This window comes from Lachnospiraceae bacterium JLR.KK008, assembly GCA_037015955.1.
Taxonomy (GTDB): Bacteria; Bacillota; Clostridia; order Lachnospirales; family Lachnospiraceae; genus VSOB01.
On sequence record CP143548.1, the window covers coordinates 1,777,450 to 1,791,306 of the forward strand.

General features: G+C 48.9%; 12 protein-coding genes. 1 reads left to right on the plus strand and 11 read right to left on the minus strand.

Features of this window, described 5'->3' with window-relative positions; all coding sequences use genetic code 11:
- Nucleotides 1–16 precede the first annotated feature (16 nt).
- The 5 genes from ilvC to V1224_09045 form a co-directional block, all read right to left on the minus strand.
- On the minus strand, nucleotides 17–1,048 hold the full coding sequence (gene ilvC / locus V1224_09025; protein WWR17449.1) for a ketol-acid reductoisomerase: 1,032 nt from the start codon (nucleotides 1,046–1,048) through the stop codon (nucleotides 17–19).
- A 57-nt stretch (nucleotides 1,049–1,105) separates the two neighbouring features.
- Entirely contained in the window at nucleotides 1,106–1,609 is a 504-nt protein-coding gene (gene ilvN, locus V1224_09030) for an acetolactate synthase small subunit (protein WWR14648.1), read from the minus strand.
- 192 nt (nucleotides 1,610–1,801) lie between these two features.
- Nucleotides 1,802–2,287, minus strand: a complete 486-nt coding sequence (gene ilvN / locus V1224_09035; GenBank protein WWR14649.1) for an acetolactate synthase small subunit — start codon at nucleotides 2,285–2,287, stop codon at nucleotides 1,802–1,804.
- A gap of 13 nt (nucleotides 2,288–2,300) precedes the next feature.
- Nucleotides 2,301–3,917 carry a biosynthetic-type acetolactate synthase large subunit gene (gene ilvB / locus V1224_09040; protein WWR14650.1) on the minus strand — a complete coding sequence of 539 codons (1,617 nt, stop codon included), beginning with the start codon at nucleotides 3,915–3,917 and terminating at the stop codon, nucleotides 2,301–2,303.
- Nucleotides 3,918–3,921: 4 nt separating this feature from the next.
- A complete protein-coding gene (locus V1224_09045; GenBank protein ID WWR14651.1) occupies nucleotides 3,922–6,408 on the minus strand; it encodes a homocysteine S-methyltransferase family protein in 2,487 nt (828 codons plus the stop codon).
- 219 nt (nucleotides 6,409–6,627) lie between these two features.
- Between V1224_09045 and V1224_09050 the strand changes: the two genes are divergently transcribed.
- Entirely contained in the window at nucleotides 6,628–7,230 is a 603-nt protein-coding gene (locus tag V1224_09050; protein ID WWR14652.1) for a hypothetical protein, read from the plus strand.
- 10 nt (nucleotides 7,231–7,240) lie between these two features.
- Here the strand turns inward: V1224_09050 and V1224_09055 are convergent, their stop codons facing one another.
- From V1224_09055 to V1224_09080, 6 genes are all read right to left on the minus strand, one after another.
- Entirely contained in the window at nucleotides 7,241–7,951 is a 711-nt protein-coding gene (locus tag V1224_09055) for a hypothetical protein (GenBank protein WWR14653.1), read from the minus strand.
- Nucleotides 7,952–7,968: 17 nt separating this feature from the next.
- Entirely contained in the window at nucleotides 7,969–10,011 is a 2,043-nt protein-coding gene (locus V1224_09060; protein ID WWR14654.1) for a methyl-accepting chemotaxis protein, read from the minus strand.
- Nucleotides 10,012–10,166: 155 nt separating this feature from the next.
- Nucleotides 10,167–11,177 carry a GGGtGRT protein gene (locus V1224_09065; GenBank protein WWR14655.1) on the minus strand — a complete coding sequence of 337 codons (1,011 nt, stop codon included), beginning with the start codon at nucleotides 11,175–11,177 and terminating at the stop codon, nucleotides 10,167–10,169.
- 15 nt (nucleotides 11,178–11,192) lie between these two features.
- Complete coding sequence (locus tag V1224_09070) at nucleotides 11,193–11,885, minus strand: hypothetical protein (GenBank protein WWR14656.1); 693 nt, start codon at nucleotides 11,883–11,885, stop codon at nucleotides 11,193–11,195.
- 137 nt (nucleotides 11,886–12,022) lie between these two features.
- Nucleotides 12,023–12,817, minus strand: coding sequence for an ABC transporter ATP-binding protein (locus V1224_09075; protein ID WWR14657.1), 795 nt, complete (start codon nucleotides 12,815–12,817; stop codon nucleotides 12,023–12,025).
- Nucleotides 12,811–13,770: an ABC transporter permease gene (locus V1224_09080; GenBank protein WWR14658.1), complete on the minus strand. Its 960-nt coding sequence runs from the start codon at nucleotides 13,768–13,770 to the stop codon at nucleotides 12,811–12,813. Before V1224_09080 ends, V1224_09075 begins: the two co-directional genes overlap by 7 nt.
- Between the last annotated feature and the right edge of the window lie 87 nt (nucleotides 13,771–13,857).

Consider the following 13,857-nt stretch of genomic DNA (forward strand, 5'->3'; position numbering starts at 1 on the left):
CTCAGACAATCCCCTGTCAGTTATTGATCAGTTTGTCCTCATCACTCCAACTGTACAGCTTTCTGATTTCTTCGCCGATTACCTCCGATGAATGCTCGGACGCTTTCTTTCTCATCGCACGGAAATGTACCTGCTTTCCAGCCGGAGACATGTCGAGCAGGAAATCTTTGGCAAACGTACCGTCCTGAATATCAGATAAGATCTTTTTCATTGCCTTTTTTGTATCTTCTGTGATAATCTTAGGCCCTGTGATATAGTCACCGTACTCCGCCGTATTGGAAATGGAATACCGCATTCCTGAGAACCCTGACTGATAGATGAGATCTACGATCAGTTTCATCTCATGGATACACTCAAAATAGGCATTTCTCGGATCATAGCCCGCTTCCACCAACGTCTCAAATCCTGCCTGCATCAATGCACAGACACCACCGCAGAGAACTGCCTGCTCACCGAACAGATCGGTCTCGGTCTCGGTGCGGAAGGTCGTCTCCAGTACGCCTGCTCTCGCCCCGCCAATGCCAAGTGCATAGGCAAGCGCCATATCCTTTGCTTTTCCTGTATAATCCTGTTCCACAGCTACCAGACAGGGCACACCCTTGCCGGCCTGATATTCGCTGCGTACCGTATGTCCCGGACCTTTCGGTGCGATCATCGTCACATCGACGTTCGCTGGCGGTACGATACAGCCAAAGTGAATATTAAATCCATGGGCAAACATCAGCATATTGCCTTCTTCCAGATTTGGTTCGATGTCATTTTTATAAAGATCCGCCTGTTTCTCATCATTGATCAGGATCATGATGATGTCGGCCTTCTTTGCGGCTTCTGCTGCAGTATACACTTCGAAGCCCTGCGCCTGTGCCTTTTCCCATGATCCGGACCCTTTGTAAAGGCCAATGATAACATGACAGCCGGACTCTTTCAGATTCAGTGCATGTGCATGTCCCTGACTGCCATAACCGATAATTGCGATTGTCTTTCCCTCCAGTAAAGAAAGATTACAATCTTCCTGATAATAAATGTTTGCCATTTTCTCTTCCTCCATCGTTTTCTTAATACGGTAATATATATTGTGCAAAAAGGATTTTGTCCTTTTTCCGGTCTAATCTTCTATATATACGACGTCTTCAACCCCGCGGCCAAGGCCCGCAATTCCCGTTCTCGCCAGCTCCAGTATCTCATACCCGTCGAGCAGACTTAAAAACGCCTCAATCTTCGCCTGATTTCCGGTCAACTCAATCGTAAGACTTTCTTTACACACATCAATGATCTTGGCACGGAAAATATCAGTGACGCCGATCACCCCTTCCCGCTCGGCTGCAGTCGCCTTGACCTTGATCAGCGCCAGTTCCCGGTACACGCTCTTTTCCGGTTTCAGCTCCCGAATATCCCGTACATCGATGAGTTTGGCAACCTGTTTCTCAATCTGCTCCAGAATCTCATCATCCCCGCTGGCCACGATCGTAATCCTCGTATATCTCGGGTCCGCAGTCACGCCTGCGGTAATGCTCTCGATATTATAACCCCGTCTCGAAAAAAGGCCGGAGATCCGGCTGAGTACACCGGACGTATTATCTACCAGAAGCTGAAATACTTTCTTATTCATAATGACTCCTCTTTTTCTTTTTATTACACACAAATGACCGTCGCACAAAGACATCCTCACGCTTCATGTTACCCATTCTAACAACAAATATTTTCTTTGTCAATGTATGCGTCTGTGGAATGCCTGCTATAACACACCATTATAATACCGTTCTGTACTATGCTTTGTAATTAACACAAGACAATCCTGTAATTATAAGACCTCGCTGCATTTTGGCAGTGCCAGCGTCCCGGTCCGCGCCACTTCGACGATACTGATCGACTGCAGCAGCGTAATCAGGAGAGCTGTCCGTTCCGGCACATCGCAGATCTGTATCATCATATGATTTTTCGACATATCCACAATCTGTGCTTTCATGATCTCGCAAGTCTCCATAATGTCCCTTCGGTTTCCCTTGTTAAATTTCACTTTCACAAGCATCAGCTCCCGGCTGATGCTCTGGGACTCGTCAAAAGTCTTCACTTTGATAATATCGAGCTTTTTATTTAACTGTTTCTCAATCTGCTCGATCGTCCTCTCATCTCCGCTGCTGACAATCGTCATACAGGACACTGCCGGATCATCGGTCTCTCCTACGGCGAGACTGTCAATATTAAAACATCTTCTGGAAAAGAGTCCGGCCACCTTACACAGTACACCGGAACGGTTCTCCACAAGAACAGAATAGATTCTTTTCATCACTGTGTTCCTCCTATTTTACCAGATCCATCGGATCTATGAGACATTCCATCAAAACAGAAGTGTCGCCCTGCAGGAATCTGTCGACCGCTTCCTCCGCCCCATCCATATTGGTAAGCCGGATAAAGGGGAGTTCATAAGCCGACGCCAGCTTTTCCAGATCAGGACTGCCTGACAGATCGACGACAGAGTAATGGTCTTTGTACGTATAATGCTGATACTCCCGCACCATGCCCAGGTAATTGTTTTTCAGCACAATAATCTTCACCGGCACATTATGCTGCCGCATCGTCGCCAGCTCCATCATTGACATCTGAAAAGAACCGTCCCCACAGACAGCAATGACCTGTCTCGAAGGATCTCCCAATTTTGCTCCCATAGCGGCCGGAATGGAATACCCCATCGTCCCCATACCACCGGAAGTGAGAAAACGCCCTTTCTTAACGACATGATACCCGCACGACCAGATCTGATTCTGACCGACATCCGCCACATAGACTGCCGTCTCCTCCATCTTCTCCGAGAGCAGGCGGATCAGCGTCGCCGGGTCCACATAGGCCGGATCGGGATGTCTGTTGATACACATAGTCAGCCGATAATCGTTTAACAGTGCAATCCATTCTTCGTGATCGCCGCGTGCTTCCTGATTCATAAAATCTTCAAAAATACATTTAATGTCTCCGACGAGCGGAATCGTAGGTCCTACATTCTTACCGATTTCCGCCGGGTCCACATCAATATGTACGAGCACTTTATTTTCCGTGATCAGATCCGGCTGGCTGACCGCCCGGTCCGCCACACGGGCGCCCGCCATGATGAGCATATCCGATTCATTCATGGCCCGGTTGGCACAGGGCTTCCCGTTATTGCCTACCATACCGAAGTAGAGCGGATGCTCGGTCGGCATGGCACTGATACCCATCATCGTCGAGACAACGGGAATCCTGTACTGCTGTGCAAATGCCTGCAGCTCCTCTCTGGCATCGCTGAGCAGAACGCCGCCGCCCACACAGAGAATCGGCCGTTTCGCTTTCTCCAGCTCTCCGACTACCTTCTGAATCTGTACCGCATGTCCCTTTACCGTCGGTTTATAAGTCCGCAGATTGACTTCCTCCGGATAGATAAACTGTCTGACCGGCGCATTCTGTATATCAATCGGCACATCGATCAATACCGGACCTTTTCGCCCGGTCGTGGCAATATGAAATGCTTCCTTAAAAATACGCGGAATTTGCTCCGCATCCTTTACGAGATAACTATACTTGACAAACGATTCCGCAGCGCCGGTGATGTCTGCTTCCTGGAATACATCTGAGCCAAGGAGTCCACTGTTTACCTGTCCTGTGATGCAGATCAGCGGAATGCTGTCTGCAAAGGCGGTCGCAATGCCGGTCAATAGATTGGTCGCACCGGGACCGCTTGTAACCGCACAGACACCTGCCTTTCCTGTCACTCTCGCAAGACCGCTCGCCGCATGAGCGGCATTCTGCTCTGTCCGAATGAGAACACTCCTGACCGGTGACTGTAATATACTGTTATAAAATGGGCATATCGCCACTCCCGGATAGCCAAACACGATATCTACGCCTTCGGCTTCCAGACATTTGATCATTGCATCTGCTCCGTTCATTTTCTTATCCCCTGTCTCCTTTTTCTAATCCGAGTATCCGCCGCGTCAGCCTGACCGCCTCCGCCGCATCAGCGGAATATCCGTCCGCACCAATCTCATCGGCATAATCCTGCGTAATGACCGCCCCGCCGATAATGATTTTCGCTTTGCTGCCTTTCTCTCTGGCATAGGCGATAACATTGCGCATCTCCTGCATTGTCGTCGTCATCAGAGCCGAAAGCGCAATCACACTGGCGTGATGTCTCTCCGCTTCCTCCACAATCGTCTCCTTCGGCACATCTTTGCCAAGGTCAATGACCTGAAATCCGTAATTTTTCAGCATAAGCGCCACAAGATTTTTGCCAATATCATGAATGTCCCCTTTTACGGTTGCGATCACAACAGTCGGCAACGCCTCCTGTCCCCTTGCCTTCAATAATAGTGGCTCCAGATATTCGATCGCCAGCTTCATCGCCTCCGCCCCTGCAATCAGCTGCGGCAGGAAATATTTTCCGCTGTCAAACAACTCGCCCACTTCATTAATGCCAGGCAACAACGCATTGTCAAGAATCTGCTTTGCCTCCAGCCCGGATTCCAGAGCTGACTTTGTTAATTCTACAATATTACGTTTATTTCCTTTTAAAACGGCTTCCCTCACATGGTCTGCCGGGCCTGCGGCTTCCCCCGCTGCAGTTGCCGTTTTTTTCTCACTTCTGTCCGGCCCCGAAGCCGTCACCGGAACGCTCCGCATACTCTCCTGCGGCCGGGACGCTTTCCAGTCATTCATCCGCTCAATATATCTGATGTCAGCATTCGCTTTGTGCAGCAACAGATCGGAAGCCATTGCACAGTTTACAAGTAAATCCTGAGACGGATTGGCGATCGCCATCGTCAGTCCCGCCTGAATGGCCATCGTCAGAAAAGCCGTATTGACAAAGCTCCGCTCCGGGAGTCCGAAGGAGATATTGGACAACCCGCAAATCGTAGCCAGTCCATTGGCCTTACAGTGGCGGATCGTCTCTAACGTCTCCAGTGCTGCCTTGGGATTGGCACCCACTGTCGTCACCAGCCCATCCACCACAATGTCTTCCTTTGTCATACCGAGCGCAAGGGCACGGGCCGTAATCTTTTCGATAATCTCTGTCTTTTCTTCTATGTTAGCAGGCAGTCCTTCATCCGACAGCGGTAACAGAATAAACATCGCCCCATATTTCTTTGCCAGCGGCAGCAATTTTTCAAACTTTATCTTTTCCAGTGAAATGGAATTGATCAGCGCCCGCCCCGGATACCGCCGCAGAGCCGCCTCCAGCACGTCTACATGGCTGGAATCGATGGCGAGAGGCAGTGAGGTCACGCCGGACACTTCCGTAAGTGTCCGCAGCATCATCTCTTTCTCGTCGATGCCGCTCATCCCCATATTGATGTCAAGCACCGCTGCGCCGCACGCTTCCTGTTCCTCAGCAAAGGAAAGTGCCAGATCCAGTCTGCCTTCCCGAAGCTCCGCCTGTAATTTCTTTTTGCCCGTCGGATTGATACGCTCTCCCACAATCAGAAACGGATCGTCCAGTCCGAACGAAAGCGTCTGCCGCTCAGATGTCAGATACCGGCATCCCTGCCGCTCTCTCCGCGCTACACGGATCTGCCCTGTATGTTTGATCAGAGCTTCGATATAGGAAGGATCCGTGCCACAGCATCCTCCCAGAACGCAGGCCCCGGCTTCGGCCAGCACTGTCATCTCCCGTCCGAATGTCTCCGCATCCATATCGTAAACCGTACTTCCGTCTGCACTGAGCGAAGGCAGTCCCGCATTGGGCTTTGCAATCAGCGGAATCTCAGTCACTGCCGCCATCTCCCGTATAACTGCCGCCATCTTGTCCGGCCCTGTGGAACAATTGGCCCCAATCGCCGCTGCACCAAGGCTCTCCAGAACGATGGCTGCCGTCCTGGCATCCGTACCGAACAGACTCCGGCCATCCGCCTCGAACGTCATCGTCACCATAACAGGCAGATCACAGGTTTCTTTGGCTGCGATCAGCGCAGCTCTCGACTCCTGCAGACTCATCATCGTCTCTATCACGAGCAGATCGGCGCCGCCTCTGACACAGCACCCAATCTGTTCTTTATAAACATTAATCAGATCCTCAAAGTCCAGGTTCCCCATCGGCGCGAGCTGCCTGCCAGTCATCGTCAGGTCGCCGGCTACAAAAGCCTTCCCTGCCGCCGCTTCCCTGGAGAGCGAAATCAGTGTCGTATTATATTCTTCCAGGAAATCTGCCAGCCCGTATTCCTCCAGTTTAATCCGGTTACAGGTAAACGTAGGCGCATAAATGATATTACTGCCTGCCCGGACATATTCTTTCTGAAGCTGCAATATAACCTGGGGATGTTCCATAATCCAGCGTTCCGGACACACACCTGCCGGCATCCCTCTTTTAATCAGATTAGAGCCCGTCGCTCCGTCCAGATAGATGATCTTTTCCCTGCAGAGTTTCTGAAATTGTTCTTTTGTCATCGTATATCCTCCCTGCAACGTATCAATTTCTCATTCCTGTATATAATGTCTATCATAACTATGAATACCATCCAATCATAGCATGGTTCTTTTTTTTTCTCAATTTATTTTTTCATCTTACTTTATCGTTGCTTTCATACGGTGAATGTGTTAAATTGAAATAGAATTTTATGGTAGATTTTACCTTCAGTGAGTAAGGAAACACAGGAGGATTCTGATTTGAAGAAAGCAGTATTCATGATAACCACCTTTGTACTTTTCGCCGTTTTGACCGGATGCGGAAAGACGGATCACGAGCTAGAACAGTACAAAGCTGAAATGACGGCATTTACCGAGACGGTCGACGAATTGGTCACAGCGATCGACAACATTGATCTTGAATCTGAAACCCGCACCGAAGAACTTCTCGGCTATCTTGATCAAATGGACGCCGCTTTTCTGGCAATGGGAGAATTGGAAGTGCCTCAGCAGTTTTCCAACATCGAAGAACTTGCAGATGAAGCCAGTGAGAATCTTTCCCAGTCTGTGGAATTGTATCATCAGGCTTTTGATCACGAAGGTGATTATGAGCCGCAGCTGATAGAAGCCGCATTGGAATATTACAGCCGTGCTTTTAAACGCCTTGACTATATTGGTACTATTTTACAAGGGGAACTGCCGGAAGATGAGACGATCACGATCATTCATGAAGATGAAGAAGAAGATCCCGGCGATGACGACAACAGCGACGACACAGAAGAAGCAGCTCCTTCTGACGATGACGAATCTCAGGAAGACACCCCAGCCGAGTCTCAGGAAGATTCCCAAGACTCGGTAGGCTGATGATGCACAGTTATTTCCACTGCCTGCTCTGAGGGCAATACATTCCAATGATGTCCATCGCCGCTTGAAACTGCGCGCCGTTTTGGAAAAACAATTCTTTTTCTGTGACTTCTTTTGTCAAAGAAACCTCAGAAGAATCCCCTCCATAGACAAGTACCATAGAGACACCGATCGTCATTTTACGGCCAGCAATGGAATTTCCCGTATTGACTCTTGTCGTCTCTTCTCTTCCAAAGACAGACTGGATATTGGCAGTCTTGAAAAAGTCACACCTTCCACGCCCGTTGACAAATACCCAATAATCAGGTCCCGCCAGAAAACGAGTTGGATACTTGTCAGACATCGTATTCAAAAACTCCACTTTCCCATAGTTTCCACTCTCCATCTGTTTACAAAAAGCTTCTGTATCTTCTGGTCTGACAAAAAATGACTGTATCCCCTTCTCATAAATCTTTCTTATTTTTCCGGCAGACATTCCGCAACAGCCTTGCAGCCAAAAGCCTAAACCAATAAACAGCGCTATGATAAGACCGATCACGAAATGAAGGCGCATCACATAGCCGATGTCATAACCGACAACGATCCCCAGCCCTACCATACCTCCTATACTCACTGCCATCCAGAGCGGCGCCCGCCGAAATACTTTCTGTTTATACTGAGCTACCAATTTCATATACTCTGACAGCTCCAAATCCAACCATTTTCTTAACCGTTCATCCATTTTTCATTTCCTCCCCATCAGTTTACATGGAATTTTTTAACCATACCGTTCAGATTGATCGCCTGTGCAGCCAGCTCTTCTGAAGTTGCGGATGTCTGTTGCGCTGTCGCAGAATTACTCTGTACCGCACGGGAGATCTCATCAATCCCAATGCGGATCTGTTCCATATTTTCCGCCTGAACCGACGTATTGTCCGACGTCTTTTTAATCATTTCATTGACCTTATTTACTGCCTGGACGGACTCGTCCAGAGACGTCACCACATCATTGACAATCGTACTGCCTTTTTCTATCTCCTCCATTGAGACTTCGATCAGATCCCTTGTCATACCTGCCGCCTTTGAACTCTCAAGCGCCAGCTTCCCGATCTCATCAGCAACGACCGCAAACCCTCTTCCCGCTTCACCGGCACGGGCAGCTTCAATGGAAGCATTCAGCGACAGCAGGTTAGTCTGCGACGCGATCTCTTCGATCGTCTGAATAATACCGACGACCTTCTTTGACGTTTCACGGATTTCGTTCATAGCCGTCATCATCATGCTCATCTTTCCCTGATTCTCACTCATCATAACGGTAACTTCTTCCGTAGCCTGTGCGGAGAGTTCCGCATCCTTGCGGTTTTCCTGAACATGATCCACAACAGATTCCGCTGTTGCCACAAGCTCTTCCACCGATGCCGCCTGTGACTGCGCTCCTTCCGCCAATACCTGCGAAGCATTGGCAAGTTCGGAAGCGCCTTCGGAGACTTGTTCCGAAGTATCGTTGATGCCCTCCATCACTTCGATCATCGAAGTGGAAATGTTAAGCAGCGCCGTTTTAATCTTCTGAAACTCTCCCGTATAATCATACTTTAAATCGACCTTAAGTTTACCTCCTGCAATCTGTGCCAGCACCTCTGATGTCTCATCTATGTAAGCAATATACTCTTTCAGCCGTGCGATCGTCTTCTGAATGGAATTTCCCAGTTCTCCGATCTCATCCTCCGCCGTGATCTGAAGCACCACATCCAGATCACCGTCTGCAAGCTGCTGCGCCGTACGATTCAGTTCGAGAATCGGCCTCGTCAGCTTCCCTGCGCTCTTGCGGATGCTGATCACGATCAGCAACAGTCCTACAACAAATACAAACAAAAGTGCAGCTGCCATCAGCAGCAGCTCCGAATAGTATTCTCTTAACGTCATAGTACTGACAACAACATAACCGGTATCCCCGGCCTGCACGACAACTCCATATTTATCCACGCCACTTGCCTGATAATGAATGAATTTCGCTCCCTCAGCAGGCGACATAACTGCCTGGACGAGATTTTGAGATATATCGGCATCCGCAACGTTTTTCTGTAAAAGTTCGGCATCTGGATGATAGTTAAAGGTTCCGTTCGCAGTCAGTAAAAAGACAAAACCTTCCTTACCTATCTTATACTTGCTCATGACTGTGGCAAAATGATCCAAAGAAATGTCTACGCCTGCCGCGCCGAGAACCTCCCCGGTGACCGGATCATAAACCGGTGTGGCCGTACTTAAAATGAGCTTTTCCGTGCTCGAATCCACATAAGGCTCGGTAAGGATCGTCTCCCCTGTCTCAATACACGGATACCACGCACGTCCCGTAATATCCCAGCCCTCTTCTGATGTAAAACCGTCGGACTGTGTCAGCGAACTTGTATCCAGATCCGAGATCCAGACCGCCATAATGTTCTCTGAATCAGTCTGTGCAATGTTCACCAGATTATCATGGACAGTATCCATTTTATCGGTGTCCAGAATGTAATCTCCCGGCTTCGTCTCGGACAATACATATGCCACTTCCGGATTCACTGCCATCTGCTGAGAGATCCTGATATACGGTTCCAGAAAGCTCGTCACACTGTCGGCGGCCGACTGGGACTCCAGTGTCAGTTCCGTCTTTTTTGACGATGTAATCGCCTGCCACATCATAAAAACAGCCACAACGGCAATAAGCACAAATACCAATAAGATACTTTTCCCGATCTGATATAAGATCTCATCTCTGATCCTTTTTTTCGGTCGCGATACGACCGCCCCTGTCTGACTGCCCATAGTTCCCCCTCCTTTGTTTCTGCCTGTTTCTTTTATTGTAGTACACTTTTACCAAAAGTACAATCCAAAAGGACCCGTTTTTTGCAAAAAAGTACCACAATCCTCATGATTGTGGTACTTCTCATTCATTAGTCTATATTTTGTTGATACAAGACTTAAAATTTCCCTTCGTTCGCCGCTTCCTCAATGGAGACGGCAACAGCAACGGTAGCGCCAACCATCGGGTTATTGCCCATACCGATCAGGCCCATCATCTCCACGTGCGCCGGCACGGAGGAGGAACCTGCAAACTGTGCGTCAGAGTGCATACGGCCAAGAGTATCCGTGAAACCATAGGAAGCAGGACCTGCCGCCATATTATCAGGATGAAGGGTACGTCCTGTACCACCGCCGGAAGCAACGGAGAAATACTTCTTGCCGGCTTCTGTTCTCTCTTTCTTGTAAGTACCTGCTACCGGATGCTGGAATCTGGTAGGATTGGTGGAGTTACCCGTGATTGATACATCTACGTTCTCTTTCCACATGATCGCCACGCCTTCCGGAACGGAATTTGCACCATAGCAGTTTACTTTCGCACGAAGCCCTTCAGAGTAAGGAGTTCTGCTGATTTCTTTCACTTCATTCGTATAAGGATCATACTCTGTTTCAACAAAGGTAAATCCATTGATACGGGAAATAATCAGAGCCGCATCTTTTCCGAGACCGTTTAAGATTACACGAAGCGGTTTCTTACGCACTTTGTTTGCCTTTTCTGCAATACCGATCGCACCTTCTGCTGCAGCGAAAGACTCATGTCCTGCCAGAAATGCAAAGCAGTCCGTATCTTCTTCCAGAAGCATCTTGCCAAGATTACCATGTCCAAGACCTACTTTACGGGTATCGGCAACAGATCCGGGAATACAGAATGCCTGAAGTCCTTCTCCGATAGCAGCCGCAGCATCGGCAGCTTTCTTGCAGCCTTTCTTGATTGCAATCGCTGCGCCTACCGTATACGCCCAGCAGGCATTCTCAAAGCAGATCGGCTGAATCTTCTTAACCTGCTCATATACGTCAAGACCGGCATCTTTTGTGATCTTCTCAGCTTCTTCGAGGGAAGAGATGCCATAGCCGTTTAATACACCATTGATTTTATCAATACGTCTCTCATATGATTCAAATAATGCCATTGTATTGTCCTCCTATTATTCTACTCTGGGGTCGATGATCTTAACAGCATCATCCACACGTCCGTACTGTCCGCATGCCTTTTCGTATGCCGTGTTCGGATCGTCACCCTTCTTGATAAAGTCAGTCATCTTGCCAAGGCTTACGAACTTGTAACCAATGATCTGATCATCTTTGTCAAGGGCAATACCTGTCACATAACCTTCTGCCATCTCAAGGTAACGGGGACCTTTTTTCAGCGTTCCGTACATTGTACCTACCTGGCTTCTCAGCCCCTTGCCGAGATCTTCCAGACCTGCGCCTACCGGAAGACCATCTTCCGAAAAAGCAGACTGCGTACGACCGTAAACGATCTGCAAAAACAACTCTCTCATCGCCGTATTGATCGCGTCGCAAACGAGGTCAGTGTTCAGAGCTTCCATAACCGTAAGTCCCGGTAAAATCTCAGATGCCATAGCAGCGGAGTGTGTCATTCCGGAACAACCGATCGTCTCTACCAATGCCTCCTGAATGATACCTTCCTTTACGTTCAGAGTCAGTTTGCAGGCACCCTGCTGCGGTGCACACCAGCCAACACCATGTGTCAGACCGGAAATGTCTTCTACTCTTTTCGCCTGCACCCATTTCGCTTCTTCCGGGATCGGAGCACAGCCATGATGAACGCCCTGTGCCACACAAGTCATTTCTTCGACTTCTTTTGAATAAATCATGTGAAAACTCCTTTCAATATGTAAATTATTATTTCTGGCAAAATCGGATAAATGTCCGCTACGTTTATTATTTTCTCATATAATCGACAAAAAATCCAGTGCTTTTCAAACTTTTTCCAACACTTTTATAACGCCTCTCAGGAAAGCATCATTCTGTCGTTGGCAAACTCACCGCCGCTGGCCTCCTCAAATTTGGCAAGCAGATCGGACACATGCAGTTTCCTTTTCTCCTCTCCCGCCACATCATAGATGATCCTGCCCTCGTGCATCATTATCAGACGATTGCCAAGTCGGATGGCATCTTTCATATTGTGCGTGACCATCAGCGCCGTCAAATTACTCTCATTGATGATCTTCTCTGTGATTTCCAATACTGTTTTCGCAGTCTTCGGGTCAAGTGCCGCAGTGTGTTCATCCAGCAGAAGCAGTTTCGGTTCCACGAGAGTGGCCATCAGCAGCGTCAGTGCCTGTCTCTGTCCGCCGGAGAGCAGTCCAACCTTTGATGTCATCCGTGATTCCAGCCCCAGATTCAATATTTTCAGCTTCTCCGCATACATTGCCCGCTCTTTTTTTGTCACGCCCCATTTCAGTGTACGCCTTTGTCCTCTCCGATATGCCAAAGCGAGGTTTTCTTCTATTCCCATTCCCGCTGCCGTTCCCCTCATCGGGTCCTGAAATACCCTGCCGATATATTTGGCACGGAGATGTTCCGGCTTTCTGGAAATGTTCACACCGTCGATCACGATCCGGCCGTTGTCGATCGGATATACGCCCGCGATCATATTCAGCAATGTGGATTTTCCGGCTCCATTGCCGCCGATGATCGTCACAAAGTCACCCGGATTCAGATGGAGATCAAGACCACACAGCGCCTTTTTCTCATTGATCGTCCCCTTGTTAAAAGTCTTGTATACATTACTCACTGTCAGCATATGGGCCCCTCCTCAGAATAAGATTTCCAGATCCTCCATTTGCCGACGGCCACAGGTATACACAGCGCCAGCGCTACAATCACAGCCGACAGCAGCTTCATATCATTTGCGTCCATACCAAGCTGTAATACGATGGCCCGGATGAGAAAATAGACGACGGAACCGACGACCGCACCGGACAATTTACTGGCAAACGATTTCAGCCTGCCCATCAGTACCTCGCCAATGACGATCGCCGCAAGACCGATGACAATCGCTCCCGTCCCCATACCGATGTCCGCATATTTCTGACTCTGGCATACAAGACCGCCTGCAAGTCCCACAAGGCCATTGCTCAATGTCAGCGCCAGCAGCTTGGTCATCTTCGTGCTCACGCCCAACGCACGCACCATATGCTCATTGTTTCCGGTCGCCCGCAGCGTACTGCCGATCTCCGTCCCGAAAAACCAATACAGAAATGAGATAATTACAACTGCGATCAAAATGCCGATGATTAAAGATACCGTCGCCTGCTTAAGCATCAGCCAGTCCATATGCAGCTGCCCCGCAAGATTGTCAAACATATCCACAATCTTCGTAAAGATCGTGTCCACTTTCAAAAGAGGCTCGTTGCTCTTACCCATGACGCGCAGATTGACCGACCACAGACCGATTTGCGTCAGGATACCTGCCAGAATGGCAGGTATATCAAACATTGTATGTAACAGCCCGGTCACCGCACCGGCAGCCATGCCCGCGATCGTCGAAATAACAAGCGCCAGCAGGGGATCCATCCCCTTGTCCACTACCATCACCGCACATACACAGCCGCCCAGCGCAAAGCTGCCGTCAACCGTCAGATCCGCGATGTCCAGTACTTTATAGGTAATATAGACACCGAGCACCATGATTCCCCATAATACTCCCTGAGATACGGCGCCCTGCATTGCAAGAAAAATTGCGCCTAAATTCATATTCCCATCCTCCCGTCAATCATTGATAACAACTCCGTCTCCGGTGAGACACCTGTTACTGAAAACAGGCTCTCAATCTGAGAGCCT

Coding starts and splice junctions, on each gene's coding strand:
- ilvN (WWR14648.1), bottom strand. CDS start 1,609: ATGAATAAGAAAGTATTTCAGCTTCTGGTAGATAATACGTCCGGTGTA.
- V1224_09075 (WWR14657.1), bottom strand. CDS start 12,817: ATGCTGACAGTGAGTAATGTATACAAGACTTTTAACAAGGGGACGATC.
- V1224_09045 (WWR14651.1), bottom strand. CDS start 6,408: ATGACAAAAGAACAATTTCAGAAACTCTGCAGGGAAAAGATCATCTAT.
- V1224_09065 (WWR14655.1), bottom strand. CDS start 11,177: ATGGCATTATTTGAATCATATGAGAGACGTATTGATAAAATCAATGGT.
- V1224_09070 (WWR14656.1), bottom strand. CDS start 11,885: ATGATTTATTCAAAAGAAGTCGAAGAAATGACTTGTGTGGCACAGGGC.
- ilvN (WWR14649.1), bottom strand. CDS start 2,287: ATGAAAAGAATCTATTCTGTTCTTGTGGAGAACCGTTCCGGTGTACTG.
- ilvC (WWR17449.1), bottom strand. CDS start 1,048: ATGGAGGAAGAGAAAATGGCAAACATTTATTATCAGGAAGATTGTAAT.
- V1224_09060 (WWR14654.1), bottom strand. CDS start 10,011: ATGGGCAGTCAGACAGGGGCGGTCGTATCGCGACCGAAAAAAAGGATC.
- V1224_09055 (WWR14653.1), bottom strand. CDS start 7,951: ATGGATGAACGGTTAAGAAAATGGTTGGATTTGGAGCTGTCAGAGTAT.
- ilvB (WWR14650.1), bottom strand. CDS start 3,917: ATGAACGGAGCAGATGCAATGATCAAATGTCTGGAAGCCGAAGGCGTA.
- V1224_09080 (WWR14658.1), bottom strand. CDS start 13,770: ATGAATTTAGGCGCAATTTTTCTTGCAATGCAGGGCGCCGTATCTCAG.